Source organism: Gilliamella sp. wkB178 (assembly GCF_001690705.1).
GTDB classification, from domain to species: Bacteria; Pseudomonadota; Gammaproteobacteria; order Enterobacterales; family Orbaceae; genus Gilliamella; species Gilliamella apicola_K.
In genome coordinates, this window is record NZ_LZGK01000011.1 from 161,625 (window position 1) to 188,340 (window position 26,716).

The window sequence follows — 26,716 nt, forward strand, 5'->3', positions numbered from 1 at the left end:
ATTTTATAATCGATTTGATTCGATAGATTAAAAAACAGGCTGTTTTTGAATTTTTTACTTGATAGAAAGCCATTTGACAGCTAATATTTGCGTACTTCAAATATACGCCCGTAGCTCAGTTGGTTAGAGCATCACCTTGACATGGTGGGGGTCAGTGGTTCGAGTCCACCCGGGCGTACCAATCTTAAAAATTACCAAATAAGCCCTTAAAACATTAACCTTTAATTAAAATTTTTGCCTATGGGGTAAAATCGGGGTAAAACAGTGGTAAAACCAACATCATTTTTTGCGATTTTATTGCGACCTACTTCCCAACTTTTCACTTCAATTCTCACCTCAAAAAATATTATTTTATGATGAATAAAAAACTAATTTTTAATAACATGATCACAATAAACTACACAAAAACAATTTACATACCAACCGACCCCGATAACGATTCAATTTACGATTGTAAAGATGATTCGTACTTAATTTTTCCGTCATTAGATATAAATCACGAGTAGTGGTGTTTTTATCAGAATGTTAAATTAGAAAAAGCGGCATTTTTGAATCGTATCAATCTGCTGTTGAGTATGTGAAGTTGAAAATTGATAGTTTTTATTATTAATTTATAAGATATGTTAAACTAATATTATGAATTAATTGGATTGGTTTTATGAAATACGTACATATAATTAAGTTCTTATTAACGCATGATTTAACTCAATTAAAAGAGTGTTGGCGAGCTGAATTTACTAGACGCAAAACGGTATCTATTTACCGTGTTTTAATATCACATATCCGAATAAAATCAACACATAAAAAATACTTATTTTGGTGGCGTTTAGCTCATGAAATGTATATGTATGGAAATAAAAAACAAAAAGAAACTGCTTGGAATATTCAAAAAAAATTAGTATATAAATTTAAAATCGACATTCATCTTGGTGCAAAAATAGGTAAAAATTTATCATTTCCCCATCCTTACTCAATAACAGTTGCAGAAAATGTAACAATTGGAGAAAATTTAATTATCCATCAGAATGTTACAATAGGTTGTAGTCATGAACCGATGCATATAATTATCGGAGATAATGTTTATATTGGTACAAACTCCGTTATATTAGGTGGTGAAATAGCAATTGGTGACAATGTAAAAATTGGGGCGCTATCATTTATTAACACCGATATTCCAGATAATTGCACTGTCTATACACAAAAAACAAATACAATTATTTTAAATGGGTTACGACATGGGATTTAGACATTGGATTTACAAAAAAACAGGATTAAAACTGCGCAAGAACGTAGATTATAGTGTTCGAAAAAAAACAACAATTTCAGAATTAGCGACAGTTTGGTCTCAAGTTGTTATTGATGATGAGTCTACAGTTGATGACCATTCATACATTATTAGTGGACTAGTTAAAAATACAAAAATTGGTAAATATTGTTCAATTGCAACAAATGTAACTATCGGCGCAGATAGACATCCAACGGACTGGTTATCTACACATCATTTTCAATATAATGATACTGATAATTTTAAACCTTTAAAAATTACGACTATCGGTAATGATGTCTGGATTGGCGCAAATGTAGTAATAATGACTGGTGTAAATATCGGAGACGGCGCAATTATCGGAGCGTCTGCTGTTGTTACGAAAGACGTACCACCTTATGCAATTGTTGTTGGTATTCCAGCAAAAATGATACGATATCGATTTGATCCAGATATTATAAATAAATTGCTGGAACTAAAATGGTGGGATATAGAACATTATGAGTTAATAAAAAATAATATTAATTTTAGTAATGTTGAAAAAGCAATTGAACAAATTGAAATGTTAAAAAATAAAGTGGCGTAATTGCCACTTTTTTACGGCTTTTCAGGAAATACTGCTTTAATATCTGAGGTATCAACATGAGTTAATAAAATACGGTATATTTTCCATTGTTTTAACTGTGATTCTTCATCTGCTTCTTGCATATCTAAATCAATGATATCCTGAAGTACCGCTATTTTTTCGTTGGCTTCGTTTATTAGTGAATTTTTCTTTACTTGGTTTTGCGTAATAAGCTGTTAGTCAGTAAACTCTATTGGCTCTGGTTCGACTTGCTTTAGTTTTTCTTTTACCTCTTTTAATACCTTACCTTCTTCATTATCTTTTATCGCCATTTCAGCATATTCTTCGTTTGTATATGTCATGTTAATAACCTCTCACCGTCCAGCGAATTTAATTTATGCCTGGGTTTATGTCCGTGTATGAAAAAAGTACAAATGAATTGAAATCTGTACTACCGCACGCAAATTTAACCCAGCCCCATGGTCCATCACCAGCATATAAATCAACACTAACTCCATAATTATTTGTTTTCATTGGTTTTAATATGTTAATTACCGTCCCTTTAATTTTTTGAATTACATCTGTATTCACTGAAATAACGCCAGATTGTTCTATAAACCCGTTCGAGTATACGTTATACCAGCTATCGCCATTTCTATATGACTCAACAATATAAATTTGCTCAATCCATGGTCCCCATATTCCACCGTTAAATCCCCCAAGTATAATTTTTTATAAACTGTCTAGAATTTAAAGTTGTATATATTTGAACACAACCATTGCTACCAACGTATGTTGGTAATACCGTCAATGTTCCAGCCATTTTAATTGGGTAATGTAATTCAGGTAATGCTTTTTCATCTAAATTTTGTACATATACACCTTTATTCACTGCACCTAAAAAGCTAATATCTGTATTATTGAGGTAACCGAGATAGGGAAATTCTGAGCCAACTTTTACTGAATTATTAATAGTATCAGTTAAAGCTCGTTGTGATTTTCTCGTTACAACTCGACCGTCCGGTGCTGTTAATGTAATATCACCCGTTCCAGTTAATATCGATTGCTATCCATTAATTTGTAACTGATAATAATTAAGCATTTCAGATATTCGCAATACTAGAGCCCCATTCATAACTAACTCCGGTTTTACTAGCTCTGCTATACTGGCTAGCTAACATTAATTGCGTATCAGATTGAACTGATGCTATTTCACAAATTTCTATTGTGTTTGCTGTTTTCAGTATCAGCATTTGACCTGTGCAAACCCCGATTAAAGGGTTTGCCCACTTAGTGCCAACACCGATTACTGTATTACTGACCTGCATCAGGTTGACAGAGCCTTCTTTATTCCAAGACATAAGGTTTCCTCAAAATTTGGACGTAAAAAAACCGCTATATGAGCGGCTACAATTATTTATTTTTAGGTTTACCTTGAACGTATTTTTTCAAATATTTTATATATATTGGTATCAACAATTTGTGACCAATATATAAAAACATTATTATTAAAAGTAAACATATAAATAGAGTCGATGGTTTGGTAAAATCCAACCCTTTAAATATTATGTTATAGGTTATTTAATCTCCGAAATTAAAGTAGTGAGAGGCATCTAATATTAAAACTGGGTTGTTAGTAACAAAAAATGCAGCATCGTGTCTGAATGTTTTTCGATAGTATTTATTTACAGGAGATAGAGCCAGCGTTTACCGCTGTTAGCAAGACCAACATCCCATAATGCCCTTTCGGTTTGCCACCCTTTAGCGTACCCCCCAACGGTAGTAGGAATAATCATGGGTCTAGCAACATTCGGTATGACATTTAACTCATAAAGTTTAGAGTTTCCAAAAGAATAAAATTCAGGGGAGACAAGAATGCCACTACTTATGTCATACACGGCATCACCATTACTGTTATAAATGTGCATACCATATTTTGACAATTGCAATTCTTTATTACCAAAAATAACAATTTTAGCTTTTAATGATCCTGAATAAACATTTCCATTTTTGTTTTGATGTTTGATATAGCTGTTTGTGCATCTTTTTCGCTATTTCTTAATAGTGCTTTGACTAACGATGGGCTTTTCTTTAAAAGCTGTGTCATTTCATCAGACAGAAAAGTTATACGTGCAGCACTTTCAATATCTTGAGCTTTCGTCATATCAATAGCGAGTATAAAAACCTCTTTTTTATCTGTAATTGGATCAATATCGATGTTACGCGCCAATTTTTGTAAGTAATTTCATTAGCAAAAATACTAAATGAGAAAAACAATAAAATGGTGATGAATATTCTTTTCATACAACTCCTTCTATCTAAGCAATTTACAGATCTTTTAAATAATCTATTTTTATTATCTGGGTATAGATAAATAAAAAACCACCCTAATAAAGTTATTTTAAAACAACTGACTTTCGCCAGTTATTTTACTTTATTTATTAATTTCAACGCTTCGCTTTCCATGATTTGCAGGTCGTTAAAAATACGCTCATTTTCGGCGATATTATTAACTTTCATCACCCACGAAAGGCAATTATAATCAAGCCCTGTAACGCCACTCATACTCGTGTGCCACTGTGTAGACATAGCTCTAAATAACCTAAAAACATCTAAATTATCTTGCCATATTTCTACATACTCATCTTCGTAATCAGCTTCGGTTAAGCCAAATGCCGCCAAATCATCTTTTGACGGCTCTGGAGTATATAGAGCAATGACAAGTTCAATTAGTTTTTTTCGCGTTGCCCTAACATTTCTTTGTAATATGTAGTAGTAATAGCTTGAATTGCCGCTGGATAGTTATTTAATAAGATTTGCATATTGTCTTTATTAAATTCTTCGTCCAAACTCCAGCCTGATACTAGTTTCATTGCAAAATCAGTGATTGGTTTATCTTTTAGCTCACTTTCAAGCTCAATGAGTTCATTTCTGATGTAATGCTTAAAAGTAATCTCAATCTCTCCATCCTCTTGCCCTGGGCGAGAAATTAAAACTTTACATTTAAAAGTTGGGTCTACTACTAATTTAAATTTTGCCATTGTGTTAATCCTTATTTATCTTTATAGAATGTGATAGCTGGTGATTCAACAGTTGCACTGATTTTTACTGTTTCAACTTCATTGATAGTTGTTACTGGGGATGGGTCAAATGATATGCGGATAAGTGAGGGTTAATATTGAAGAAGAACGCCGCCTAGCTTACGTTGGCATTACTCGCGCACAATGTGAATTAACCTTCTCATTTAGTCGCCAACGTAAACAATTTGGTAAAACCGTTCATGCGGAATCCCTCTTTTTACTATGTAAGAGTTAAACGGTTGTAAAACGTTAGAAATGGTGAAAAAGTATGCTCATTTAAATGCTGACCATTTGAGCAAATATTCAAACGTGGACACAATTTGGTCACAAAAAGGAGATAAAGATAATCTATACTTAGACTTTTCGTTTGTAACTCATTGATTATCTTATGCTTTCATGGCGTCCCCTACAGGATTCGAACCTGTGACCTACGGCTTAGAAGGCCGTTGCTCTATCCAGCTGAGCTAAGGAGACAAAGATGTGCTTTGATGGTAGACGCTGAGTATTATATAAAGCTATTTCGATCCGTCAATGATTTTTAATGGTTTAGCTGCTTAGATTAACAAAATATCATCAATTTATACTTTTTGGAGTTATGCACTGTACATATAGTATCTGCGGTAATAATATAGCTTATCTTTACTTAAAATAATGCCAGTTTTTATACTCAAACGTATAGTTCTCAGGAAACATCTTGACAAGAGTTATTACTATTTATCTTGTTACTTTATCTAGTCCAAAAATAATTAATTATTGATCACCAATCTCATTACCCTATTTTTTAACAATCTATTTAGCATTAGCAATTTGCGCTTTGAGCATAGCTATCCGGCTTTGGCCTTGTTGCATTTTCTTCTCGGGTGATAGTTCGTTGCGTTGGTCTTGCCAAGTTAAATCATCTTGAGGCAGTTCTAATAAAAAACGGCTAGGTTCCGCATGAACGGTTTCACCAAATTGTTTGCGTTGACGACTAAATGAAAAGGTCAATTCACGTTGTGCGCGAGTAATGCCAACGTAAGCTAGGCGGCGTTCTTCTTCAATATTATCTTCATCAATACTGGTTTGGTGCGGTAATAATCCTTCCGACATACCAATTAAATACACATAAGGGAATTCAAGTCCTTTGGAAGCATGCAGTGTCATTAACTGTACCTGATCGAGTTCTTCTTCGGACTCATTGCGTTCTAACATATCGCGCAAGGTGAATCTAGCTACTGCTTGTTCTAAAGTCATTGCTTCATCAAGTTCATCACCTTGTAGCATATCATTAAGCCAGCTGACTAACTGTTCAACATTACGCATCCGCATTTGCCCGGCAGTTGGCGATGGCGAAGTTTCATAAATCCAACTTTCGTAATGAATACCGTGCAATAACTCATGAATTGCCTCCATTGGTTCACTATGGGATTTTTGAATTAGTGAATCAAACCAATGGATAAATAACTGTAACGCTTCCATCCGCTTGCCTGATAACTGTTCAGTTAACCCCATGTCGTGGCTAGCATGATATAAACTAACACCTCGTTGATTGGCCCATTCTCCCAATTTTTGTATAGTAACCGGGCCAATTTCACGTTTTGGCGTGTTTATAATGCGAATAAAGGCATTATCATCATCCGGGTTAGTTAATAACCGTAAATAAGCCATTAAATCTTTAATTTCGGTGCGTGAAAAAAATGAGGTTCCACCTGAAATTCGATACGGAATGCGATACTGCATTAGCATTTTTTCGATTAAACGTGATTGGTGATTACCGCGATATAAAATGGCATATTGGCCATATTGGCTGTTATTCGCAAAGCGATGACCAATTAAATCATTGACGACTTTTTCGGCTTCCTGATCTTCATTATCCGCGGTTATTACTTTGATTACTTCACCATAGCCTAATTCAGAAAACAATTTTTTTTCAAAAATATGTGGATTATTTTCAATTAAAATATTGGCGACTTTTAAAATTCGCCCGGAGGATCGGTAATTTTGTTCTAGCTTAATTACTTCTAACTTCGGGAAGTCTTGTTTAAGCAATACCAAATTTTGCGGCCGCGCACCTCGCCAAGAATAGATGGACTGATCATCATCACCAACGACAGTGAATTTAGCGCGACTACCCACTAGTAATTTTATAAATTCATATTGACTGGTATTGGTGTCTTGATATTCATCTACCAATAAATAACGCACTCGATTCTGCCATTTTTCCCTTACTTCTTGGTTAGTTTTTAATAACAGCGTCGGCAACAAAATAAGATCATCAAAATCCAAAATACTGCAGGCTTTTAATTGTTTTTCATATAATTGGTAACAATGAGCGAATAATTTATCTTTATTGGTTTGCGCCCTAGCCATGGCAATAGTGGCATCTATAATATCGTTTTTCCAATTCGAAATGGTGGCTCGTAATTGATTAATTAGGTCTTTATCACCATCTAACCATTGTTGAGTGAGCTCTTTGAGTAAAGCAAATTGGTCATGATCGTCAAATAACGAAAAATTAGCTTTAATGCCAAGGTGTTTATATTCACGGCGAACAATATCCAACCCTAGAGTATGGAAAGTTGAGATTTTTAGCCCTCTGGTCTCTGGTTTGGTGAGTGATTGGGCTATTCGTTCTTTCATTTCGCGCGCGGCTTTATTGGTAAAAGTAACCGCCACAATATGCCGGGGTAAATACTCTTTTACCCTTATTAGATAAGCAATTTTATTAATGATTACCCGAGTTTTGCCAGAACCGGCTCCAGCTAAAACTAAGCACGGACCAGAAACATACTCGACAGCTTGTTGTTGGCTAGAATTTAGACGCACAGAATAAAGACCATTAGGAAAATTGTTGGTTAGTATATACCGATTAGCTACTGAGGCGCAATTATGGCAACCGATTAACTACATCGGTTGTTGGCTGCCAAAGTATTAGTTGATAAACGTCAAAGCGTGTTCAACCACCTCGACTCCTGCCCCTTGTTTATGAGCATTTTCGCTTAAATAACGGCGCCATTGCTTGGCACCTTTACGCCCATTAAATATACCCAAAGTATGGCGCATAATGTGATTAAGTTGCGCACCTTGAGTCAGCTGCTGTTCAATATAAGGGTACAGCGCTTTAATGGCTGAGATCGGATCGATCGCTGGCTTAGCCAAATCAAAGATTTGCGAATCAATCTGCGTAAGTAACATCGGATTTTGATATGCTTCGCGCCCCACCATTACGCCATCAACATATTGTAAATGCTGCTTAATTTCAGCAATGGTTTTAATGCCGCCATTAATGGCAATAGTTAAATGCGGGTAATCTTGTTTAAGTTGATAAACGCGTTCATAGTCTAGTGGTGGCACTTCCCTATTTTCCTTGGGACTCAGCCCTGAAAGCCATGCTTTGCGTGCATGCACAATAAAAGTGTTAGTAACCGGCATGATTGTTTCAATAAATTGGCACAAAAAGGCATAACTATCTTGGTCATCAATACCAATGCGAGTCTTAACTGTAACCGGAATATCAACTTGCTCTTGCATGGCTGCCACACATTTAGCCACAAGATCAGCATTTGCCATTAAACAAGCACCGAACATCCCATTTTGTACCCGATCTGATGGACAACCAACGTTCAAGTTTATTTCATCATAGCCGCGTTCTTGCGCCAATTTTGCACACTGAGCTAGCGCTTTGGGATCACTACCACCTAATTGCAAACTAAGCGGATGTTCTTCGGAATTAAAAGCTAAATAATCACCCTCACCAAACAAAATCGCTCCGGTAGTCACCATTTCAGTATAGAGTAAAGTTTGTTTAGTTAATAGACGATGAAAATAACGACAATGCCTGTCAGTCCAATCAAGCATAGGAGCTATAGAAAATTTATTTAAGGTTGAATTCATTGATATACCAGTGTTTAAGGCTGTTTTTATCGATTATATTAAAATATTATTTTTGCTTATTTTATCATATTTTGTTATATTTTTTTACTGTCAGGATCCCATACAGGATCCCATAGCGATAGGACAAAAATAATTAAGGTTTGAAATTATGGCCCATTATATCATAGAAAAAAGAGTTCGTGCGGATGGAACTCCGCGATATCGCTGTACCGTTGTAATTAAAGAAAAAACTAAGATTATTTATCGTGAGTCAAAAACCTTCAGCAAACAGCAAATAGCAAAAACATGGGGTAACAACCAGGTATCTAAAATAGAGCAATTTGGGATCCCACAAAAAAACGACATAACAAAATTAACTCTTGGGAACCTGTTATCTAAATATCTTTCAGATCCAAGTCTCGGAGAAAAAGCTGGTCGAACTAAACGGTATGTAATTCAAATGCTAATTGAAAGTGATATAGCAAATATTAAATTATCCGAACTAAAAACCCATCACATTATAGAACATTGCAGAGGTAGAGTAGCAGCAGGAACACTACCAGCAACGGTCAGTCATGATGTTAGTTATATTAGATCTGTGCTTGAAGCCGCTCGCCCTGTCTATGGAATTAATATTGATGATACAGTTATAAAAGATGCCAGGCCTTTATTAATTCAAATGAACTTAATTGGTAAAAGCCAACGTAGGACTAGACGCCCTATGAATAATGAATTAGATTTATTAATTGAGAAACTAAAAGAAAGGCAATCTCATAAATATTCAAACATTCCATTTGTCGATATTTTAAATTTCTCAATATTATCTTGTATGCGTATTAGTGAGATATGCTCATTAAGATGGGAAGATGTAGATTACACACAAAAAGCAATACTCGTCAGAAATAGAAAAGATCCACGGAAGAAAATAGGCAATCACATGCTGGTACCATTACTCGGTAATGCATGGAAAATTCTACAGTCACAACCTAAAAACAACGAATTAATATTCCCATATAATTCCAAATCAGTTACTGCAGGTTTCCAACGTGTTAGAAATAGTTTAGGTATAGCTGATCTACGTTATCACGATTTGAGACGTGAAGGTGCTAGTCGATTACTCGAACAAGGTTTTTCAATTGAGGAAGTAGCCCAAGTTACAGGCCATAGAAATTTGCAAACACTGTGGAATATTTATATTAGTTTATTCCCAAATTCATTACATGATAAATTTGATAAAATAAATGGTCAAGATAAGTAAAGCTTAAAATTGATATAGCGACCTAAGCCGCTTTCTCTAACTTTTTAATATCTACTTCAAGTGATGCTCCGTTTAGTAAATCATTAGGGCAAGGATTATTTGAGTTACGAGTAATAGAACGTAACAATATAGCTCGCACTATTTATGTATACCAAAAAGAGCAAACAATTTTTTTATTACACGCATTTGTGAAAAAAACAAACAAAACACCAGCTTCAGCGCTTAAGATAGCTAGTGAGAGATTATAAAGGAGATGATTGAAAATGACATAAAACAAAACCACGTGCACTATGCGCACACTTTTTTTTAGAAAAATCAAAGAAAGATTCATAAAGATTATTTTTTGATGTGACTTTTGATATAATGTTGATTATTTGGTTTATTTTTTTGTGGTTTTCTCTTGTGTTGTATTTTTAATATTTCCGTTGCGTACTCTTTTTCCTGTGACAAAAACAGTTACAATACTAATGACTAGAGTACACCCAACAGTAACTGCGCCACTAGTTGAACCAATATAAGCCAAAAAGACGCAAAAAAGAAGTATTAAAATCAAAGAAATTATAGCAAAAAATTGCCCTCTTGAAGCTAACGTGTAGTCATATTTATCTCGACGATCAGTTGTGTCCACTCGAAAGTTTTGTTCTTTTTCTGCCATTGCAATAATTCTATTAGCAGCTCCCGGACACACTCTTTCATAGTGATGCAACTCATCTGAAGACGGTATTGGTCCTCTATGTGACCTGCTCACTATAATTTGTTTTATTTTTTCCCTGTCGGATAAAGGTAACTTTTCTAGAACCCCTGGCGATAGCTCATCCAAAAGCTCTGCTTTCTTTTGATTAGCTTCTTTCGTGACAATATCGTTAGGCTTTTGTCTTTTCTTTCTCTTTTTGGTGTTCAATGGCTATACCTTTATAAAGATAATTTCCTACATTTACCCAATCAGAACTAATATTACAAGCATCTTTTTCATATGATGGTAAATCGGTATAAGTTGTTGTAATAGGGCCTAATGTCAACAAGCTTCCAAAAGCTGTAGATGCAATAGCATATAATTTGGTATGTTTCATTTTACCCATCGTAATCTCCTCCTAAAATTCGAGTAATTACAGACAATGACATTTTTAGTCGCAGGATTATAGTGTATAAAATATTGTTTATCAAGTTAACATTACTAAACGATAAAATCAACTATAGCAATTTTTATTCATAGAATAAAACGTCAAAAATAACTACTTTGCGACCCACTTCCCACAATTTCACTTCAACAGCACACGCCTTAAAATAATTGGCTATTATAAATAAAAAATTAATCTAGTCCAACATGATCACAATAAACTACATAATGCCAATTTACATACTAACAGACCCGAATTTAGACTCAATTTACGATTGTAAAGATGATTCGTTTCTGATTTTCCCATCGTTGGATATAAATCGCGAGTGGTGGTGCTTCTATCAGAATAACAGATTAAACAAAATCGGTATTTTTGAATCGTATCAAGATGCTGTGGAGTATGTGAAATTGAAGATTGATAGTTATATTAATTGATCAATTTCACGCTTTATTTTCTAATTAAACTCTATTATTCTGTACATCTCTTTAAATAATAATTTAAAAAAATAATTAGGAATAACAAAATGAAGAAAATAATTCTATTAAGCGCTGTTATAGCTAGTTTTTTATTAACTGCATGTAATGATAAAATATATACAGTTAAAGAATTTAAAGAAGATAAAGGCCTAAGGGATAAATATTTTCAAAAATGCAATAATGGAGAGCTTAAACCTTTAAGTGATGAAAACTGTATAAATGTCATGAATGCAAAAATAGCGACAGACGGGTTTACTCAATGGAGTAGTAGATAGACGTATTTAACAAGGGTAAGATTATTACATTAATTTTACCCTATCCCTAATATCTAAATTAAGTATATTGATTTATTCGGGCTTAGCCGGAAATACTACATTAATATCTGATGCATCAACACGAGTTAATAAAATGCGGTATTTTCTCCACTGTTTTAGCTGTTCCTCTTCATTATCTTCTTGCATCTCTAAATCAATAGTGTCCTGAAGTACTGCTATTTTCTCGTTAGCTTCGCTTACTAATGAATTTTGTTTTGCTTTGTTTTGTGTGATTAGTTGTTCATTCGTTAAAGCCATTGGCTCTGGTTCGACTAGTTTTAGTTTTCCTTTTACCTCTTTTAGCAGTTTTCCTTCTTCATTCGCTTTTATTGCCATGTCTGCATATTCTTCGTTTGTATATGTCATGTTAATAACCTCTTACCGTCCATCGAATTAAATTTATGCCTGGGTTTATGTCCGTGTATGAAAAAAGCACAAATGAATTGAAATCTGTACTACCACAGGCAAATTTAACCCAGCCCCATGGCCCACCTCTAGCATATAAATCAACACCAACTCCATAATTATTTGTTTTCATTGGTTTTAATAAATTAATTGCCGTCCATTTGGCTTCTTGAATTACATCTGTATTCACTGAAATAACGCCAGATTGCTCTATAAACCCGTTTGAGTATACGTTATACCAACTATCACCATTTATATATGATTCAACAATATAAATCGGTTCAATACCTGCTATTTTGGGGTTTGAATTAAAGTTAATCTGACTTGTTACATTATAAATATTACCTAGTTTAACCGCAGGTAAAGCACCAACAATATCGGCAGAGGCATTCACTGTTGTTATTTGCTCAATCCATGGTCCCCATGTTCCACCGTTAAATCCCCCAGTATAATTTCTTATAAACTGTCTAGAACTTGAAGTTGTATATATTTGAACGCAACCGTTGCCACCAACATACGTTGGTAATACCGTCAATGTTCCAGCCATTTTAATTGGGTAATGTAATTCTGGTAATGCTTTTTCATCTAAGTTTTGTACATATACACCTTTATTCACTGCACCTAAAAAGCTAATATCTTTATTATCAAGATAACCGCGGTATGGGAAAAAATTGGATATATCTATTGTCGATGCTGAATTACGAGCATCATTTGCAGCAAGCTGTGCCTTCTTACGTTCTTCTACAACCTGTTGCAAGAACGATGGAGTAATTTCACTTTCAGACGGGTTTAATAAAAAATCATTTAAAGAGCCATCAAGAGAATCAGAATAAACTTGAATTGTGCCAAGACGTTTCTTTGGGAAGCCATTTATAATAAGACTCACATCATACTCGCATGGCAGTACATTCATTGAATAACTACCATTATTTGCAACTTTAAACGCTTGAGTTTGAGTAAGTACCTTGCTTGTTGTTTTTTTTGCATATAACTCGATAGTGCAGTCGTTAATGATTTGTCCTGCCCCATCTGTTAAAATTCCTGAAATTTTTGCCATAAATTTACCTTAAATTAATCATATGGAGTTGTATCTATATAAAGTGAAGGTGAATGTTCGTCATGAGAGCTTGAGTCGGATATAATTCCACCAGGCCCCGCAGATGTCCCAGCGCCTCCATATATCCGCGTTTGATTGCCATTAGAAACAGCAGCATAGCTATAATCTATGTCATATATCCTAACATCACCACCTTGGGGATCTCTCCATGTAAGAACTATTCCTCCACTGTATTGAGGGAAAACTGCATAGCTACCATTTAATATCATATTTGTTTTAAATGAATTGATTTCACCACTATTTGCTAAACTTAATCTTTTTGTTTCATTTGTTAGAACACACATCCCATTTTCATTGAATAATGCCATCCCATATTTAGGTATTGGTTGAATTAGATTGATTGAAAAAATGTAAATATCGACATCACAAGTAAAACCATAACCGATAAAAACAAAAAGAAGTTTCCAATTATTATTGTCACTTTTTTTTAACTCACAATACGGTGAATCAGGATTATTAATATCAGTTGATCGGTATTTAATAAAAGGAATAATGGGAATCGTTGACGGCGTCATTAAATCAAACCCAATAGTTTTATGTTCAGTTGAATCCAGTCTAATTGAAATTTTATCCTTGAACGTTATGACATCCATTCCGTCTTCATAAAACACATCCCCATTTTCATCTAACAAATATGCACCATATCGGCTCATTGCAGTCTCCTAAAATAAGCAAGAATATAAGCTCCAGTCGCTAGAAAATTTCCAAACCCTGCGGTTGGTTTGGTTGCTGGTTCGACAATAATGCTATTATTTGAAACATAAACCCTTCTGTATTGACCATTACTTGACGAAGCCATATTCATGTAACTCAAATAAATAAATTTAAGTTGCATGCTTTGTCGATCTTCAAACGTATACACAGCATTAGTGACCCCAACATCTAAGTAAATTAATTTTCCTGACGAAATAAACCACCCAGTATTGTTGCTTACACCAGTTTTATCAAATGTTTCTAACCCATATTGCATTTTACTTTTACCTCAATCGTCCAAGTTTCATTCGTATAACACCATTTTCATCAGTTAATTGAATTAAATCATTTTGTTGAATCATTGACGCTTTCCCATTTTGATACTTAATTAATACGTTACCCAATCGATCTACTTTGAATAAATCATTTATATTAATTTCACCACCTTTAATAATAGGGGCTTTGATTTCAGTATAAGCTACTAACCGATCGCCATTTATCGAGCCTGTTGCGATTAATCCACCATCCAGAAATAATGCAGGCTCAATCCATTTTGCGCCGTCATACATTTTTGCTTCTTTCTTTATGATTAATCCGTTGCCATCTTCTGCATAAACAATCAACACGGTATCTCGTGACGGCCACATTTCTAAAACATCATGAAATAATTTGGTTGCATCATCATTATTTTTAGGAAATACACCGTCATTGGTTTTTATTCTGAAAATACCACCTGCTGTGCCGACTGTATCATCGGCTGTTGTCGCTGAGCCTGTACACATACCGGATCGCCCTGCTGCATTAACTGCAATTACACCGTAATAGTAAGTTGTAGACGCTTGTACATCAGCATCAATTAGCTTATTAGAAGTTCTACCCAGATAGTTAGTCATAGCTTTAACTTCATCAAGTGTTGAACCTTTGTAATACTCAAATATCGTACCCAAACCGACATTAGATGACATAATCGGCTTAATTGTGACAGTGTTACTTGTTGATGCGAAAACAAGTTGAGTTGGTGTTTCCGGTGCTAAAATTGAAAAGACTATTGTGGATTCATCACCAAGCCGACCATCTTCTGTTGATATACCTCTGACTGATGCAGTATATTTACCTTCATCAAGATTTTTCATCGTTACGCACATTTCAGGCACTGTCTGGCGAGATACTAAATTACTATTGCGCAAAATAGTGACCTGAAATTCAAGATGGCTCATTGTTCTTGGCGTTGTCCATGAAAGCACCGCTTGATATTCGTCGCTGTCTGGGGTGACTGATACTGCAAGACCTTCTATAGGCGGAATACCCCAACTAATAGATTGATTGTTTTCTGGTGCAAAAACAGCCCCATTATCAACAATTGCCTCTTTTCTTGGCTCGTGCTGTAATGCGGTTATAGAATAAGTACCATCGTCGTTTTCAGCGATAGATATCGCTTTGAATAAGCGTGACGATACATTAACATTAGTTAAAATCCATGTTGACCATTGGTCGGTATTTACATTTTGCTCTAAAACTAAAGTGTTTGGTGCTTTTTGCGAAACGACTTTGACTTTTACTAGTTTTGCATTGATATCTTGATAAGATAAATATGATTTTTTATCAATTTCTACGTCTCTATCAAGCGTAACAATATTATCAACGGCTGAGACAATTCGACCTCCAGATTGAGACATCACATATTCATTATCTAAAATTTCAATCACGTCACCCGGTAAATGCCGCAAGCCCTCACGACCAACTGAAAAAGTTACAGTTTGCTTTTCAAATTTTTCTGTAGTGATTATCCATTTGCCTGTTCTGTGAGCTTGCCCTCTAGATGTACAACCAAACGCTTCAACATCAATAATATTTAATCCAAATCGATTAATTGTTTCATCATCAGCAGGAACATACTCTGGGATTGGTTGCCATCCATAATCAGGGTCGATATATTTAACTCTCGCAGCTGTATGGCGGTCTTTCATTGCTGAAGATGAATAACTGAATTTTCCCTCAACCACATTTGCATTAGTATATATAGCAACGGTATCGCTTGGTCTGTCAATAACAGCGGTTAACTGTGTACCATCCCAGATTGGCATCGCTCTAAAAATTGAGAAAAAGTTATTAATCAAATCGTAGGCTTGTGATTGCTCTGTTATATAACAGTTACAGGTAAAACGTGGTTCTTTACCTCCAAATCCATCATCAACAAGTTGGTCACAATATTGAGCTATCGAGTAAAGCATGAATTTATCAACTGAGAATTGACCAAAGCGATATGCCATGCCATAACGAGTATTAGTGAGAATATCGTAGACTATCCATGCTGGATTATTTGTCCATTCAGTTTTAAACTCACCTAACCATAATCCGCTATAAGTCCGTGATATTGGGTCATAGTTATTTGGTATTTTGCACCTGATGCCTCGAATTAAATATGTTCTAGAGGGTACACCGTTAAACTGTGATGAATCAAACCTTAACCCTACAAGTGCGGTATTTGGATATGACAATTTAACATCGTAAATTTCAGTGTATGACGACCAAACAGTATTATTTACCAGTAAATCGTCTTTACTATCTGGCGTTATACGAACCACTCGAATATTAAAAGGAGCTTTAGGTAAATTATCTAAAATCACTGAAGTTAAATATTGAGAACGTGTTTTTTTGTTTGTGAGATTTACTGTTTTTTTTGTGATCCAGCTATTACCTGAACCTATCTGCACAGCCATGCTTACTGATGTTCTTGAAACATCACCACTTTTATTTTGACTATATAAAGCTGAAACGCCAACTGTTACGCGAACACGATCGACATACGGGTCGGTTATAGTTCTAACCAAAGGATTTGTTTGTTTAACTTCTAACCCAACCGGTATTTCATTTTGCGTTTCGGAAAAACCAGATAAAGGTAATTGTGATTGTGTACCTGTTGTGTATTCAACTTCAACACCGCTGAAATTAAACGAACCATCTTCTGCTTGAATCGGGGTTTTATTTAAAAAAACACCTTTTAACCCACCAACTGGACCCTCAATTTGCCCCTCCCCGATAACGTCAATGATAGCTAACTGTTGTTTTGATTCCAGATTGTCAGCTTCAATGCGTGGCGTTTTGGCCTTTCCTGAACTTTTACCCATTTATCACTCCACGTCCATTGTTTCAACGCCTACTGATTCAACCATTGACCCGACCATTATTTCACCGTAAGGAAGTGGAACAGGTGACCCTTGTGCGGCTGTATTATCTAAATTAGAAAACGATGTGCTTTTTTTGCCTTCATCATTTGACGCATTTTTCATTTTTGGTGTTTTAGTTAACATCATTGCGGTACCACCAACCGCCATTCCTATACCCATCCCAACTAACCAATATTGTCCAGTCCATGCACCTACAGCCACCATTGCTACGCCGGCTATAACACCAAAAATACCGCCACTTTTAGCACCGGCAGTAACTGGTACAATGTGGATTACTGAATTGTGAGGAAGTTGAGATTTAAGCCCAAAATGAAGTGTTTTATCTGAAATGTCTTTTTTATTGATTCTGACGCGAAAATAGCCTTTTTTAATATCTTCTTTAAGTCCTATAATTTGTAGATATAGACAATTGAGGGCTTCTGCTGCTGTATCAGCATTTATTTTGTATTTATCGCCATATTGTTTAAGATTGCCATAAAATTTGACGGTTGCCATTGCTTATGCCTCCAGATTGAATGATAGTTTTTTAACCAATAGCCACTGAATAAATCGCGTTTTGATAGCCGTTTAGGTAAATGATGGAGAATTAAGTTGTTACCGATATAAATAGCTGCGTGATTAACGGTTTTACTATTGAGAGAGAAAAGGATTACGTCACCTTCTTGTAAACTAGATATACTTACTTGATGGAATCCATTGGATTGCATGTTATCTAGATAAAGATTTTGTCCGTTATCCCACCAATCATCATCACGATGGAAGTCTGGAAAGTTAAAACCGCATAAATGATATGCGTCTCTAAATAACGTGTAACAATCTGTTGTGCCGTGTATAAACTCACGACCGATAAGAGGTTGCATATACCTAAATTTATGAATTTGGTTATCACAAACGAGCCACCAATCCACCGCCGTTTGTTGCTGGAAAATTTGGTCGGCTTCGCTAAGTATTGGTAAGCCATCAGGGTGAGAGTGAACAACTGCGGTTATAACGCCCTGTTCTTCTGCTGTTATCCAATCATCAGGTGAGATTTCAAAATGGTTTTTAGGGTCGTTAGATATGTTGTCACATGGAATGTACGTTTTATTATCAATAACAAAACCGCAGCACTCATCCTCACCGCATTGTTTAGCGTGATATAAAATTTGTGTTTTCATAATTAATTAAGAGAGTTTTGCTGAGGCAGGAAAGCCACCGAAAGGAAGAATACCGTTTTTGCCAAACCTAAGTTTGCAACCAGTAAGAGTGTAAGAGCATTTATCTTTAGTTATGTCGTTTGTTGGATTATCTCGTTCATCCGCAACCGCGCCACCTGTATAACTACATTCAGAACTGCGATACCGCCAACAACAAGTGTGCGCAATCATTACTCTGGCTGGTAACATTACTCCGTCACTTTCACATGGTAACGCTAATTCAAATGTAGCTGATTCGCTCGGGATTAAATTTGACGAACGTTCAACTATATATTGAGATACAATTTCTTGAGTAGGGTCAGCTTTATCATTACCAAATTCAAAATTAACAGCATCTAAAAATTCAGCTAAAACTTGACGCCGAGTAACTACTGCACCAAGCAAATCTTCATAGGTACTTGTTAGTCCTGTCATTAAGCCAAAAGCATTTGATACTACCATCGTTGGTCTATTACTCGTTCCTTGTCCATTTTTTTGAAACCCTGTTACTTGGATTGGGTACGGCTCATAAGTGTTACCTTGCCATATAATAGCTTTTCTTAATTGATTTAATCCTGCATGAAATCTGAAAATTAATCGCTCATTAGCAAATTTTGATAAATTAACCTCGTACAAATCAAGAATAGCTCCCTGCTCAAACTTGGTTAGTAATTTGAGTGTTTCTGTAGGTACAGGTGAAGTCATGCAACTACCTCCTCGAATGTAGCGGTGATTGTTTTAGCTGTGTGCATAACTTTTGATGACCACGATGGACATTTAACTGTGATTAGACGATTTCTGTTAGGTTCTTTCCATAGAAATGCTTTAACTCCGCCATGTCTAGTTAAGAAATCATCAATCGGTGGGGCTTCATCTATCGGAACAGTTAGCGTTACACTATATGAACGCAAGTCGTTGTTTATACCGTCTTTGGTACGTTGCTCATAGCCATCGCCTAACTTAATTATTTTCACTTTTGGCTCGGCTTTTTCATTAATACCGGGTGCTACATCCCAATTGAATGTTTCCATATTTTCTCCAGACAATAAAAAACCCGCCGAAGCGGGTTAGATCATAAATTTGGTTAATTAAATTTATTATTCTTTTTTTATGAAAGAAATTTGTACAATACCTACATTATCTATACTATTTTCAGCTTTAATTACAGATAGAGTAATTTTTAATTCGGTATCAATATTATCTGTGTACATTTTCTCTGAAATTATGCATGGTCTATCCCCTTCACATGTAGGGTTAACCCAAAAATTATCGCGAGGATCAATGCTTTTGTTAACAGAACTTGAATAATATAATTTATCAAATTTACTAATATATGAGTTATATAATGATATTGCCTTTTCACCTGTTGGATCATAACTCTCATCACTAATAACTGTTGGGGAAGAATAATAATTACTATTTTGAGTATAATTAATTAATCCGTTATTTTGTTTAAATATAACAATTTTAAAATTCAGTTCAGGAAAAGATTCAGATTTAATTAAATAATATTGATTATTATGATTCTTGCTTTCCCCTTTCAAAGAAATATCGACACCTTTAAGCTTTACGTCATCAACACTCATTCCCCATTTCAGTTGGTTTGGTAGTTCAATTTTAGTTTCTTTTTTATTACAACCAATACTTAGAAAACAAAACAGAATTAAAAATAAGATCTTTTTCATACTATCCTTTTTAATTTTTAGACAATAGTATGAAAATCCACCCATTAAATCAACGCCTATTTAGTTTTCCGCCTGGTCTTTGTTGATCATCAATTATAGATAATACAGATTGTTTAATCATTCCAGCAAATGCTTTTGCATCATCTTCCGTTAATCCGCTATTACCAACATTTACTGGCACTGTAACAGTTATATTTCCTCCAGATTTACTAGATGCTTGCAAGAAATCTTTTAAATCAGAGTTAGTGCGAGCATCAATAACACGTTCGCCTTTATCTAATAGCCAAGTTCCCTCTTTAGGAATATTATCAATACCGCTGTGAGCCATGCCAGCTATAGTTTGTGCCGCTATAATACCTACCGATGCGTAACCTAGCCCTCTTGTAACTCCTGACATAATTCCTGTAGGGTCAAATTCTAATGCTTTTGTAGCTGCTACTTCTGTACTAATGATAGCTTGTGCTATAGATGCCGCTTTACTAGCAAGAAACATTACTTTATAAGCTGCTGATGATTCACCTGCTGTTTCTTTGAACATATCAGCAATTGAGCCAGTTAAGCTTGAAAACGTTCCAAGTGTAGCTAAAGTGTATGCAGATTGAATGTCCTTTTGCTTTTTCTGCATTGTTTCTTCAATTTTAACAACTGCGTTAGCATATTCTTGCTGGTTGATTTTTTTCTGATTCAATAACTCTTGTTGAATTTGTAGCTGTTGCTCGTTCCAATCGCGCAACTTTTTATCATCTTCCGCGACATTCAGTAAATCGCTTCCAATACCGTTGTATGAGTTTTGGAAACTGAAAGTAGGAGCTGATTCCATCGCCTTTTTAGACATCTTATCAAGTAATTCTTCACGCTGTTGCAATGAAAGATTAGCTTTTTCGATAATGCTTAATTGTTCTTTATAGGTATCAAGTTGTTGTTCAACAGGACTACGCAACGAATCAAGAATTGATTTATACTCTTTCTGGGCATTAAGTTTGTCTAGCTCAATGGCTTTTGTTTCCAATGTTTTCTTTTGAATTTCAGATAGCTTATTTAATTCACCATCTGCCATCTGGCGGCGTATTTTTTGCAATTCGGTGATATCAGTATAAGCATTGATCTGATTATTAAGCCGATCAAGTTGCGTTTTATAAATATCTGCGGTGCTTTTGCCTGTTTTTGTATGCTTAAAACCCTCTTGTAGCTTAAAACTTTCATGCAGTTTTTTTGCAAACTCAGATAGTTTTTGAGCGAGTTCATCAGTCATTTCCCCCGATAAATCTTGCCCTTTCGCTAGTGCAATTAAGTCTGCTGCATGTTCAAGTGCAGCATCACCTGCCGCTCGTTGTAAACCAGCTAAAACAAATGCTGCTTCTGCACCATTTTCCGATTTAACTTTATTTACATCAAGTTGCAGACTAAGTGTACCTAATTGATTATCTAAATTTGGAAATGATGCTGTATCTAGTAGTTTTATTCCAGTCGCAGCTTCAGATGATGCTTGGCCAACAGCATCCAATTTTTCTTTATTTTCAGCTAATTTTTGAGTGTTTTGTAATAAATTAGCAGTGATATTCCCAATTAATATTTTAAACTGCTCACCACCACCAGTTGCTGTAATTAATTTTTGACCCAAATCATACAAACTCTGTCCAAATTCAGCTGAAGATATAGAGCCTTCTTTTACCTTATTTTTTAGAGAATCAATCCCTTGTACATAATTATCGATTGCTGCTTTGTTAGATGGAGATAGATAAAACGATGCACTTGATCCATCATATGAAACCAATAATTCGGATAGATTATCTTTCAATTGATCTTTAATATCATCGATATTAACATCAATATCTTTAACATTTACTGTTATTTCTGTTTGTAAGCCAGATGTAATTGATTGTTGTCTGGCCTTATCGACTTCTTTATATTTTGCGAGAAGCTGATCAAGTGGTAACTGTAGTTCTTCAATCGGCTCTTTAGCTTTATCAGCACCGTCGCCCATCATTAGAAATGCTGCACCAACAGATACAGCCGTTGAGAGCAGCCCTACAGGGCCACCTAACAATCCTAATAACCCACTACCTGTCCGAGATAATATACTTAGCCCATTATTAGAAAGAACAGCTTGCTTATTAGCTACTGCTAGCCTATTTTTAGCCTGTATTTCTTTTTCATTTAAAGCTATTTCTTGAGCTTCAAGTTTTAATATGGCTTGTCTTATGTGTATGCCAGATCGAATACTAGTAATATTTTGAGATCTGGCTGTTAATGCTAATTTTGAAGTAGCAATAGATTGCTTTTCAACTGCTATTTGTTGGAGTTCAGCTTCTGCTAGGTGTTTTTGAGCTAAAGCATTTCCTCTTGTCTCATTTGCATTGTTAATTATTTCTACTGTAGCATTTTTAAATGAAGTATATACACCACCTATATATCGAGATAATCCGATTCCAACAAAAGCCGCACCAGCACCAGCAACTAAATTGATATTATCCGCAACAACTCTTAATCCACTAGCAATACTTTGTGTAATACCCTTACTACTGTTTAATTCACCAATAAAATGTTGGAAACTGTTTGATATCTGAGTGAAACCATCTTTAACAGTGTTACCCATGCCGTCAGCAAGTTCACCTGTTCGATCTTTAGCTGCTATCATTGCATCTGCTAATTGACGCATTGAAATTTGACCGTTTACACCTAGTTTTTTAATATTTACTTCAGCCAAACCCATTGAATTAGATAACTCTGTAACGATGTTAGGTGTGGATGTCATTAACTGTTTCCACTGCTCGTTACTGATTTTACCTGTAACCATTGATTTAGTTATAGCATTAATGCTACTCGCCACTTTATCAGCAGATGTTGCATTTAATGTATAGCTGTTTGACATTGATTCTATGAAATCAAGTGTTTGTTCAGTACTATAACCCAAATCACGCATTGATGATGCGGTAGATACATATAATTCTTGTGAATCACTAATTGATTTAGCATTACGATTACTTAACTCAAGTAACCGATCTTGCACTCGGTTATAACTATCAGCCGAACCTTCTACTGAAGTAATAGCCATTTTGACACGAGCAGCCATTTGTCCCCAGTCGTCAGCCATGTTTACAATACTGGTGAATGCAAAACCACCGGCAAAAGCAGTGGCAACGCTTAATGCTGATGATTTCAACTGAGTTAATTGCATGTTCATTGCTTGAATTGAGCGATTATTACTAGCAATGTATGAATCAAAACGGCGTGAGCGTTCCTCCATTGTTTTGTAATAATCTGTACCGAGACGTGACGCCCTATTCATTTCTCGTTGATATGATGATGAATCTGCGGTAACTCGTATCGCCAATTCTCGCAATGTAGCCATAGTTATTTTCCAAATAAATTAGATAACGCCTCAAACATACTTACAGGCTCTTTTTTCTCTTTTCTGAATTTCATCAAACAGTCATCAAAATCGACTTTTGCACCTTGTGAACGATAGATAGCTGATGTAATTTGTGCAGAGTGCCAGTCGTGACGCTCGTCCCCAATTGGGTTTATTCTGTCGAATGCAACCCAGTAGTAGAATTCACGAGAAGATAGTGATTGCTCAAGCTCGGCGAGAGTTTTACCGAGCCTGAGTGCAAGTTTAAGTTTGAAAAAAAGTTCAGGGTCAGAATCTACTTTTTTTCTGCTTCCTCGATAGGTTTGTTTGATAACCCAGTTAAAGCAATAGATTGATCAAGAACTCGGGTATGAATTGGTCCATAGGATTTAATTAAATCCTCAAGATTGCCATCATTTAAAAGCAAATTACCATTATCATCAATTAGCACAGATGCAAATAAAATAGCCTCAGATTTAATATTTTGGATATCTTTTTCGCGTTCAGTTAATTTATCATCTTCCGAAATATCTCTAATTGATTTAATATAACGATTTAGATTGATATGTAACGGCTCTCTGACCGATACGGTTACCCCCCATTCCGGAACTTCAACCTTTTTAGTACGAAACCCCGAATTTTTTGCAGTAATAATTTCCTTTAAATTCATTATTTAGTCTCCGTAGATCGGCTTGACGGTGTCACTGGTGTTGGTTCAGTAAATTGGAATTTACCTTTGACTTTGAATGAAAATGAGCCAGTTACAATGCCATTTTTAGCACCTTTAAATTCATAACTAGTAACACGCGCAATCCAATCAAGAGAACTGCCGTCTTCATATTTGATCTGAAATGCATAGTTTTCACCTGAATCATAAGACTGGCGTAAAATTTTCTGACCAGCATTACCGACCACAAAATTAACATTCATTGACACTGTTGGTTCGGCTGGTAATCCGCTGATTGTCTCTTTAGTGATAGATGCTAGTGTAGAAACGTCAATTTCTTCACCCTCTGGGGCAGTCATAGAATAATCGGTAACAGTCCCCTCAAGGCCTACTTTTGCCATTGCCGATGTTATAAATTTAAGTGATGGGGCATTACTAACAAATACGCCAATATCTCGTGTCTTTGTGTATTCGCTTTTAACTTCTGTTTGAACTTCAGACATATTAATATCTCCAAAAATAAAAAAACCGCAGTTAAGCGGCATAAAGTGTAAAATTGATTGTTTATTGAATATAAAATTCTAATGTAGCGCGATAGAGTTCGGCTTCTGGTTCGTAATCTTGACGATTAACAATATTGAATGGTTTTAATGGTTTTAGGCTTTCATATGCTTGTTGCTTTATGTTTTCTGCTTCAAGTAAGGTTTTTGCATAAACATCTATCTGAAAACAATATTCAACTGATGATTGTCCACACATAACATCATCATAAACGGCAGAAACTTTTGTGTAACAAACATAAGGTGGGCTTGTTCCTTGTGGTGCTATTAATGGACTTACTCGCCCATCACACAAGGCTTTTAGAGCTTCATTTATTTTAGTTTCTATCATTTTGAAAAAATCTCGTCGATATCTTTTAAATATTGCTCAAATGCGGCATCTTCAGCTTTTTTTACGTTAGCATCAAAAGCCGGACGAACAAAAGGACGTGCTGACATTTTCGATGTGCCATTTTCAACAAAAGACCAATAAAACGGAGTTGTTTTTTTCCCTTTACCTCTTTTGACGCGGACCTTTTTGAATTTAACACCTGCGGTTAATGACCCTCTTACAGTATCAACAGAAATAGATTTTTTTAACTTACCTGTTCTGATGGGCGCACTAGCACGAACAGCATCACGGAAAACAACAGCACCAGCCCTAACGGCTTTTCTTGACACTTTCCGTTGTTCAGAATTAGATAGCAGCTTGAAATCAGCATCGAGGGATTGAAAACCTTTAAATGATAATGTTGGTTTAATCATGATAATTCCATTTTTTGACATGGTAATTGCAGATAAGTTTGCCTTTCATTTGTTAGAATAGCTTTAATATTATAAATGTTACCGTTGTAACATGCCCTCATTTCAGAAGTGATTAAAACATTTTTATATTTTCTAACAGTGATTGTACAATTTGTTATAGATAACTCTGTTTGACTAGCATTAAACTCTCTACCAGTTTGATCCGTTACCACCCCCCAAAGAGTATAAACATCAATCCATCTTTCTACAGTTTGTCCTAATTCATCCTTTTCTGTTGTTTTTTTTTGAAAACTGATACGATTACGTAAGCGACCAGGTTGCATAATTTATCCTATTGCATGTTCTTTAAAAGGATGTAACATAACTTCAACATGAGAAGGAATTTCTCCACTACCTCTACCTTCAAATAAGTTACAAACCAAAATTTTTATTGCAAGTTTAACATCAGCTTCTGCAACAAAATAACGTTTATTATCAGTAGGGATTACCTCACCTTTTGTTATAAATATGCAATTACATTCTCTTTCTATTCGCCTATGAACACTTTCAATCAATGCGGATATAACTGAGTCATGTTCAGTTATATCCGTCTCAATTTGAAGAAAGTTTTTTACATCAATTAAGTCAACAATCATATTGAAGTCTCAATTATTTATAAAATTTGGCTACTTTTCGTTTTTCCACTAATTCGTTTGCATAATTAGCGTCAAACCCTGCAATATCACCTTTTGAATACCGACTAAAAGGACACAGGAATTCAACAATAATTTTGACATCTTTTTGAGGGTTTTTAGGCGGTTTAGGTGTTTTAGGTGGTGTTGGTGGTGTTGGTGGTGTTGGTGGTAATCCACTATGTTCTGCTACGTATTTCAATTCAACTTGATTTTGATTAACAACATCATTCAAACTAAAACCAAATTTTTCTGCACCAACTGTTGTTGATGAAACGGTGCAAGTAAATACACCATCATTGTTCATAGTTAATTCAGACAAAGTACCTTTATTTTCAGAAATCAGTGTAACTTTATCTTCACCTGATGGTTTAACATCATTTCCGTTTGAATCTTTTAATTGGACAGTAATAATTGCCTGATCTGTTCCATTTGCCAATATGCTCTCTTTATCAATTAATAAAACAGATAATTGAGCATCTGTAACTACATCTTTACTTTTTGTCATAATCTTCCCCTAAAAATAAAGCCA

At 35.2% G+C, this 26,716-nt stretch carries 36 protein-coding genes, 2 tRNA genes and 1 pseudogene; 7 read left to right on the forward strand and 32 right to left on the reverse strand.

Annotation, left to right across the window (positions count from 1 at the left end; genetic code table 11):
* Positions 1-104 precede the first annotated feature (104 nt).
* From A9G13_RS02190 to A9G13_RS11305, 3 genes are all read left to right on the forward strand, one after another.
* Positions 105-181 (forward strand) — tRNA-Val (locus A9G13_RS02190).
* A 477-nt stretch (positions 182-658) separates the two neighbouring features.
* A complete protein-coding gene (locus A9G13_RS02195) occupies positions 659-1,246 on the forward strand; it encodes a serine acetyltransferase (protein ID WP_065555984.1) in 588 nt (195 codons plus the stop codon).
* Complete coding sequence (locus tag A9G13_RS11305) at positions 1,236-1,850, forward strand: CatB-related O-acetyltransferase (protein ID WP_065555985.1); 615 nt, start codon at positions 1,236-1,238, stop codon at positions 1,848-1,850. Before A9G13_RS02195 ends, A9G13_RS11305 begins: the two co-directional genes overlap by 11 nt.
* 11 nt (positions 1,851-1,861) lie before the next feature.
* On the opposite strand, the gene A9G13_RS10995 is transcribed toward A9G13_RS11305, so the two are convergent.
* The 8 genes from A9G13_RS10995 to A9G13_RS02235 form a co-directional block, all read right to left on the reverse strand.
* Positions 1,862-2,059 carry a tail fiber assembly protein gene (locus tag A9G13_RS10995; protein WP_081301128.1) on the reverse strand — a complete coding sequence of 66 codons (198 nt, stop codon included), beginning with the start codon at positions 2,057-2,059 and terminating at the stop codon, positions 1,862-1,864.
* Positions 2,060-2,065: 6 nt separating this feature from the next.
* Positions 2,066-2,191 (reverse strand): hypothetical protein, encoded by a 126-nt coding sequence (locus A9G13_RS11250; RefSeq protein ID WP_255307334.1) that lies wholly within the window; start codon positions 2,189-2,191, stop codon positions 2,066-2,068.
* 347 nt (positions 2,192-2,538) lie between these two features.
* Positions 2,539-2,721, reverse strand: coding sequence for a pyocin knob domain-containing protein (locus A9G13_RS02210; protein ID WP_065555987.1), 183 nt, complete (start codon positions 2,719-2,721; stop codon positions 2,539-2,541).
* A gap of 211 nt (positions 2,722-2,932) precedes the next feature.
* Entirely contained in the window at positions 2,933-3,190 is a 258-nt protein-coding gene (locus tag A9G13_RS02215) for a hypothetical protein (RefSeq protein WP_065555988.1), read from the reverse strand.
* Between the two features lie 324 nt (positions 3,191-3,514).
* A complete protein-coding gene (locus A9G13_RS02220) occupies positions 3,515-3,772 on the reverse strand; it encodes a hypothetical protein (RefSeq protein ID WP_141670844.1) in 258 nt (85 codons plus the stop codon).
* A gap of 38 nt (positions 3,773-3,810) precedes the next feature.
* Positions 3,811-4,059, reverse strand: a complete 249-nt coding sequence (locus A9G13_RS02225) for a hypothetical protein (RefSeq protein WP_065555990.1) — start codon at positions 4,057-4,059, stop codon at positions 3,811-3,813.
* 194 nt (positions 4,060-4,253) lie between these two features.
* The gene (locus A9G13_RS02230) at positions 4,254-4,511 is read right to left on the reverse strand and encodes a DUF1799 domain-containing protein (RefSeq protein ID WP_065555991.1); all 258 of its coding nucleotides are present in this window, start codon (positions 4,509-4,511) and stop codon (positions 4,254-4,256) included.
* Between the two features lie 47 nt (positions 4,512-4,558).
* Complete coding sequence (locus A9G13_RS02235) at positions 4,559-4,870, reverse strand: phage tail assembly chaperone (RefSeq protein ID WP_065555992.1); 312 nt, start codon at positions 4,868-4,870, stop codon at positions 4,559-4,561.
* A gap of 133 nt (positions 4,871-5,003) precedes the next feature.
* On the opposite strand from A9G13_RS02235, the pseudogene A9G13_RS11070 reads away from it, so the two are divergent.
* A pseudogene (locus A9G13_RS11070) lies at positions 5,004-5,132 on the forward strand (3'-5' exonuclease); the annotation flags it as partial.
* A 174-nt stretch (positions 5,133-5,306) separates the two neighbouring features.
* On the opposite strand, the gene A9G13_RS02240 reads toward A9G13_RS11070, so the two are convergent.
* The 3 genes from A9G13_RS02240 to dusA form a co-directional block, all read right to left on the reverse strand.
* Positions 5,307-5,383 (reverse strand) — tRNA-Arg (locus A9G13_RS02240).
* Between the two features lie 315 nt (positions 5,384-5,698).
* Positions 5,699-7,714, reverse strand: coding sequence for a DNA helicase Rep (gene rep, locus A9G13_RS02245; protein WP_065555993.1), 2,016 nt, complete (start codon positions 7,712-7,714; stop codon positions 5,699-5,701).
* A 105-nt stretch (positions 7,715-7,819) separates the two neighbouring features.
* Positions 7,820-8,782, reverse strand: coding sequence for a tRNA dihydrouridine(20/20a) synthase DusA (gene dusA, locus A9G13_RS02250; protein WP_065555994.1), 963 nt, complete (start codon positions 8,780-8,782; stop codon positions 7,820-7,822).
* Between the two features lie 148 nt (positions 8,783-8,930).
* On the opposite strand from dusA, the gene A9G13_RS02255 reads away from it, so the two are divergent.
* On the forward strand, positions 8,931-10,019 hold the full coding sequence (locus A9G13_RS02255) for a tyrosine-type recombinase/integrase (RefSeq protein ID WP_065555995.1): 1,089 nt from the start codon (positions 8,931-8,933) through the stop codon (positions 10,017-10,019).
* A 47-nt stretch (positions 10,020-10,066) separates the two neighbouring features.
* A complete protein-coding gene (locus A9G13_RS11000; protein ID WP_081301154.1) occupies positions 10,067-10,267 on the forward strand; it encodes a type II toxin-antitoxin system RelE/ParE family toxin in 201 nt (66 codons plus the stop codon).
* Positions 10,268-10,398: 131 nt separating this feature from the next.
* Here A9G13_RS11000 and A9G13_RS02260 read toward each other — a convergent pair whose 3' ends face one another.
* Entirely contained in the window at positions 10,399-10,920 is a 522-nt protein-coding gene (locus A9G13_RS02260) for a DUF2335 domain-containing protein (RefSeq protein ID WP_065555996.1), read from the reverse strand.
* The gene (locus tag A9G13_RS02265) at positions 10,883-11,098 is read right to left on the reverse strand and encodes a hypothetical protein (RefSeq protein WP_065555997.1); all 216 of its coding nucleotides are present in this window, start codon (positions 11,096-11,098) and stop codon (positions 10,883-10,885) included. Before A9G13_RS02265 ends, A9G13_RS02260 begins: the two co-directional genes overlap by 38 nt.
* Before the next feature lie 562 nt (positions 11,099-11,660).
* Between A9G13_RS02265 and A9G13_RS02270 the strand changes: the two genes are divergently transcribed.
* Positions 11,661-11,888, forward strand: coding sequence for an EexN family lipoprotein (locus A9G13_RS02270; RefSeq protein WP_065555998.1), 228 nt, complete (start codon positions 11,661-11,663; stop codon positions 11,886-11,888).
* Between the two features lie 72 nt (positions 11,889-11,960).
* Here A9G13_RS02270 and A9G13_RS02275 read toward each other — a convergent pair whose 3' ends face one another.
* The 19 genes from A9G13_RS02275 to A9G13_RS02360 all read right to left on the reverse strand — a co-directional run bounded on the left by A9G13_RS02275 (position 11,961) and on the right by A9G13_RS02360 (position 26,692).
* Positions 11,961-12,293, reverse strand: coding sequence for a tail fiber assembly protein (locus A9G13_RS02275; protein ID WP_065555999.1), 333 nt, complete (start codon positions 12,291-12,293; stop codon positions 11,961-11,963).
* A 1-nt stretch (position 12,294) separates the two neighbouring features.
* Complete coding sequence (locus A9G13_RS02280) at positions 12,295-13,389, reverse strand: prophage tail fiber N-terminal domain-containing protein (RefSeq protein ID WP_065556000.1); 1,095 nt, start codon at positions 13,387-13,389, stop codon at positions 12,295-12,297.
* Between the two features lie 14 nt (positions 13,390-13,403).
* Positions 13,404-14,102, reverse strand: coding sequence for a hypothetical protein (locus tag A9G13_RS02285; RefSeq protein WP_065556001.1), 699 nt, complete (start codon positions 14,100-14,102; stop codon positions 13,404-13,406).
* A complete protein-coding gene (locus A9G13_RS02290) occupies positions 14,099-14,419 on the reverse strand; it encodes a hypothetical protein (protein ID WP_065556002.1) in 321 nt (106 codons plus the stop codon). Before A9G13_RS02290 ends, A9G13_RS02285 begins: the two co-directional genes overlap by 4 nt.
* Before the next feature lie 7 nt (positions 14,420-14,426).
* Positions 14,427-17,270, reverse strand: coding sequence for a host specificity protein J (locus A9G13_RS02295; RefSeq protein WP_065556003.1), 2,844 nt, complete (start codon positions 17,268-17,270; stop codon positions 14,427-14,429).
* A 3-nt stretch (positions 17,271-17,273) separates the two neighbouring features.
* Positions 17,274-17,825 (reverse strand): tail assembly protein, encoded by a 552-nt coding sequence (locus A9G13_RS02300; RefSeq protein WP_065556004.1) that lies wholly within the window; start codon positions 17,823-17,825, stop codon positions 17,274-17,276.
* Complete coding sequence (locus A9G13_RS02305) at positions 17,768-18,487, reverse strand: C40 family peptidase (RefSeq protein WP_442902784.1); 720 nt, start codon at positions 18,485-18,487, stop codon at positions 17,768-17,770. The genes A9G13_RS02300 and A9G13_RS02305 overlap by 58 nt, the downstream gene beginning before the upstream one ends.
* 6 nt (positions 18,488-18,493) lie before the next feature.
* Positions 18,494-19,210, reverse strand: a complete 717-nt coding sequence (locus tag A9G13_RS02310) for a phage minor tail protein L (protein WP_065556006.1) — start codon at positions 19,208-19,210, stop codon at positions 18,494-18,496.
* Positions 19,207-19,536, reverse strand: a complete 330-nt coding sequence (locus tag A9G13_RS02315) for a phage tail protein (protein ID WP_065556007.1) — start codon at positions 19,534-19,536, stop codon at positions 19,207-19,209. Before A9G13_RS02315 ends, A9G13_RS02310 begins: the two co-directional genes overlap by 4 nt.
* 66 nt (positions 19,537-19,602) lie before the next feature.
* Positions 19,603-20,190 (reverse strand): hypothetical protein, encoded by a 588-nt coding sequence (locus A9G13_RS02320; RefSeq protein ID WP_141670846.1) that lies wholly within the window; start codon positions 20,188-20,190, stop codon positions 19,603-19,605.
* Positions 20,191-20,239: 49 nt separating this feature from the next.
* A complete protein-coding gene (locus A9G13_RS02325) occupies positions 20,240-23,542 on the reverse strand; it encodes a tape measure protein (protein ID WP_065556009.1) in 3,303 nt (1,100 codons plus the stop codon).
* 2 nt (positions 23,543-23,544) lie between these two features.
* Positions 23,545-23,895 (reverse strand): phage tail assembly protein T, encoded by a 351-nt coding sequence (locus tag A9G13_RS11310; RefSeq protein ID WP_218059144.1) that lies wholly within the window; start codon positions 23,893-23,895, stop codon positions 23,545-23,547.
* Positions 23,838-24,212: a phage tail assembly chaperone gene (locus A9G13_RS02330; protein WP_065556010.1), complete on the reverse strand. Its 375-nt coding sequence runs from the start codon at positions 24,210-24,212 to the stop codon at positions 23,838-23,840. The genes A9G13_RS11310 and A9G13_RS02330 overlap by 58 nt, the downstream gene beginning before the upstream one ends.
* Complete coding sequence (locus tag A9G13_RS02335; RefSeq protein WP_065556011.1) at positions 24,212-24,712, reverse strand: phage tail tube protein; 501 nt, start codon at positions 24,710-24,712, stop codon at positions 24,212-24,214. The genes A9G13_RS02330 and A9G13_RS02335 overlap by 1 nt, the downstream gene beginning before the upstream one ends.
* A gap of 61 nt (positions 24,713-24,773) precedes the next feature.
* The gene (locus A9G13_RS02340) at positions 24,774-25,100 is read right to left on the reverse strand and encodes a DUF3168 domain-containing protein (RefSeq protein ID WP_065556012.1); all 327 of its coding nucleotides are present in this window, start codon (positions 25,098-25,100) and stop codon (positions 24,774-24,776) included.
* Complete coding sequence (locus tag A9G13_RS02345) at positions 25,097-25,513, reverse strand: HK97-gp10 family putative phage morphogenesis protein (RefSeq protein WP_065556013.1); 417 nt, start codon at positions 25,511-25,513, stop codon at positions 25,097-25,099. The genes A9G13_RS02340 and A9G13_RS02345 overlap by 4 nt, the downstream gene beginning before the upstream one ends.
* Positions 25,510-25,836 (reverse strand): phage head closure protein, encoded by a 327-nt coding sequence (locus A9G13_RS02350; protein WP_065556014.1) that lies wholly within the window; start codon positions 25,834-25,836, stop codon positions 25,510-25,512. Before A9G13_RS02350 ends, A9G13_RS02345 begins: the two co-directional genes overlap by 4 nt.
* A 3-nt stretch (positions 25,837-25,839) precedes the next feature.
* Positions 25,840-26,148, reverse strand: a complete 309-nt coding sequence (locus A9G13_RS02355) for a head-tail connector protein (RefSeq protein WP_065556015.1) — start codon at positions 26,146-26,148, stop codon at positions 25,840-25,842.
* 13 nt (positions 26,149-26,161) lie between these two features.
* The gene (locus tag A9G13_RS02360) at positions 26,162-26,692 is read right to left on the reverse strand and encodes an Ig-like domain-containing protein (protein ID WP_065556016.1); all 531 of its coding nucleotides are present in this window, start codon (positions 26,690-26,692) and stop codon (positions 26,162-26,164) included.
* Between the last annotated feature and the right edge of the window lie 24 nt (positions 26,693-26,716).

Bases quoted from the DNA above. Each gene is read 5' to 3' on its own strand.
- A9G13_RS02330 (WP_065556010.1), bottom strand. From the start codon at position 24,212: ATGAATTTAAAGGAAATTATTACTGCAAAAAATTCGGGGTTTCGTACT.
- A9G13_RS02350 (WP_065556014.1), bottom strand. From the start codon at position 25,836: ATGCAACCTGGTCGCTTACGTAATCGTATCAGTTTTCAAAAAAAAACA.
- A9G13_RS02305 (WP_442902784.1), bottom strand. From the start codon at position 18,487: ATGAAAACACAAATTTTATATCACGCTAAACAATGCGGTGAGGATGAG.
- A9G13_RS02275 (WP_065555999.1), bottom strand. From the start codon at position 12,293: ATGACATATACAAACGAAGAATATGCAGACATGGCAATAAAAGCGAAT.
- A9G13_RS02310 (WP_065556006.1), bottom strand. From the start codon at position 19,210: ATGACTTCACCTGTACCTACAGAAACACTCAAATTACTAACCAAGTTT.
- A9G13_RS02300 (WP_065556004.1), bottom strand. From the start codon at position 17,825: ATGGCAACCGTCAAATTTTATGGCAATCTTAAACAATATGGCGATAAA.
- A9G13_RS02340 (WP_065556012.1), bottom strand. From the start codon at position 25,100: ATGATAGAAACTAAAATAAATGAAGCTCTAAAAGCCTTGTGTGATGGG.
- A9G13_RS02315 (WP_065556007.1), bottom strand. From the start codon at position 19,536: ATGGAAACATTCAATTGGGATGTAGCACCCGGTATTAATGAAAAAGCC.
- A9G13_RS02215 (WP_065555988.1), bottom strand. From the start codon at position 3,190: ATGTCTTGGAATAAAGAAGGCTCTGTCAACCTGATGCAGGTCAGTAAT.
- A9G13_RS02235 (WP_065555992.1), bottom strand. From the start codon at position 4,870: ATGGCAAAATTTAAATTAGTAGTAGACCCAACTTTTAAATGTAAAGTT.
- A9G13_RS02290 (WP_065556002.1), bottom strand. From the start codon at position 14,419: ATGCAATATGGGTTAGAAACATTTGATAAAACTGGTGTAAGCAACAAT.
- A9G13_RS02320 (WP_141670846.1), bottom strand. From the start codon at position 20,190: ATGAAAAAGATCTTATTTTTAATTCTGTTTTGTTTTCTAAGTATTGGT.
- A9G13_RS02345 (WP_065556013.1), bottom strand. From the start codon at position 25,513: ATGATTAAACCAACATTATCATTTAAAGGTTTTCAATCCCTCGATGCT.
- A9G13_RS02295 (WP_065556003.1), bottom strand. From the start codon at position 17,270: ATGGGTAAAAGTTCAGGAAAGGCCAAAACGCCACGCATTGAAGCTGAC.
- A9G13_RS11305 (WP_065555985.1), top strand. From the start codon at position 1,236: ATGGGATTTAGACATTGGATTTACAAAAAAACAGGATTAAAACTGCGC.
- A9G13_RS02280 (WP_065556000.1), bottom strand. From the start codon at position 13,389: ATGGCAAAAATTTCAGGAATTTTAACAGATGGGGCAGGACAAATCATT.
- A9G13_RS11250 (WP_255307334.1), bottom strand. From the start codon at position 2,191: ATGACATATACAAACGAAGAATATGCTGAAATGGCGATAAAAGATAAT.
- dusA (WP_065555994.1), bottom strand. From the start codon at position 8,782: ATGAATTCAACCTTAAATAAATTTTCTATAGCTCCTATGCTTGATTGG.
- A9G13_RS02270 (WP_065555998.1), top strand. From the start codon at position 11,661: ATGAAGAAAATAATTCTATTAAGCGCTGTTATAGCTAGTTTTTTATTA.
- A9G13_RS02195 (WP_065555984.1), top strand. From the start codon at position 659: ATGAAATACGTACATATAATTAAGTTCTTATTAACGCATGATTTAACT.
- A9G13_RS02265 (WP_065555997.1), bottom strand. From the start codon at position 11,098: ATGGGTAAAATGAAACATACCAAATTATATGCTATTGCATCTACAGCT.
- A9G13_RS02325 (WP_065556009.1), bottom strand. From the start codon at position 23,542: ATGGCTACATTGCGAGAATTGGCGATACGAGTTACCGCAGATTCATCA.
- A9G13_RS02355 (WP_065556015.1), bottom strand. From the start codon at position 26,148: ATGATTGTTGACTTAATTGATGTAAAAAACTTTCTTCAAATTGAGACG.
- A9G13_RS02285 (WP_065556001.1), bottom strand. From the start codon at position 14,102: ATGAGCCGATATGGTGCATATTTGTTAGATGAAAATGGGGATGTGTTT.
- A9G13_RS02255 (WP_065555995.1), top strand. From the start codon at position 8,931: ATGGCCCATTATATCATAGAAAAAAGAGTTCGTGCGGATGGAACTCCG.
- A9G13_RS02335 (WP_065556011.1), bottom strand. From the start codon at position 24,712: ATGTCTGAAGTTCAAACAGAAGTTAAAAGCGAATACACAAAGACACGA.
- A9G13_RS02360 (WP_065556016.1), bottom strand. From the start codon at position 26,692: ATGACAAAAAGTAAAGATGTAGTTACAGATGCTCAATTATCTGTTTTA.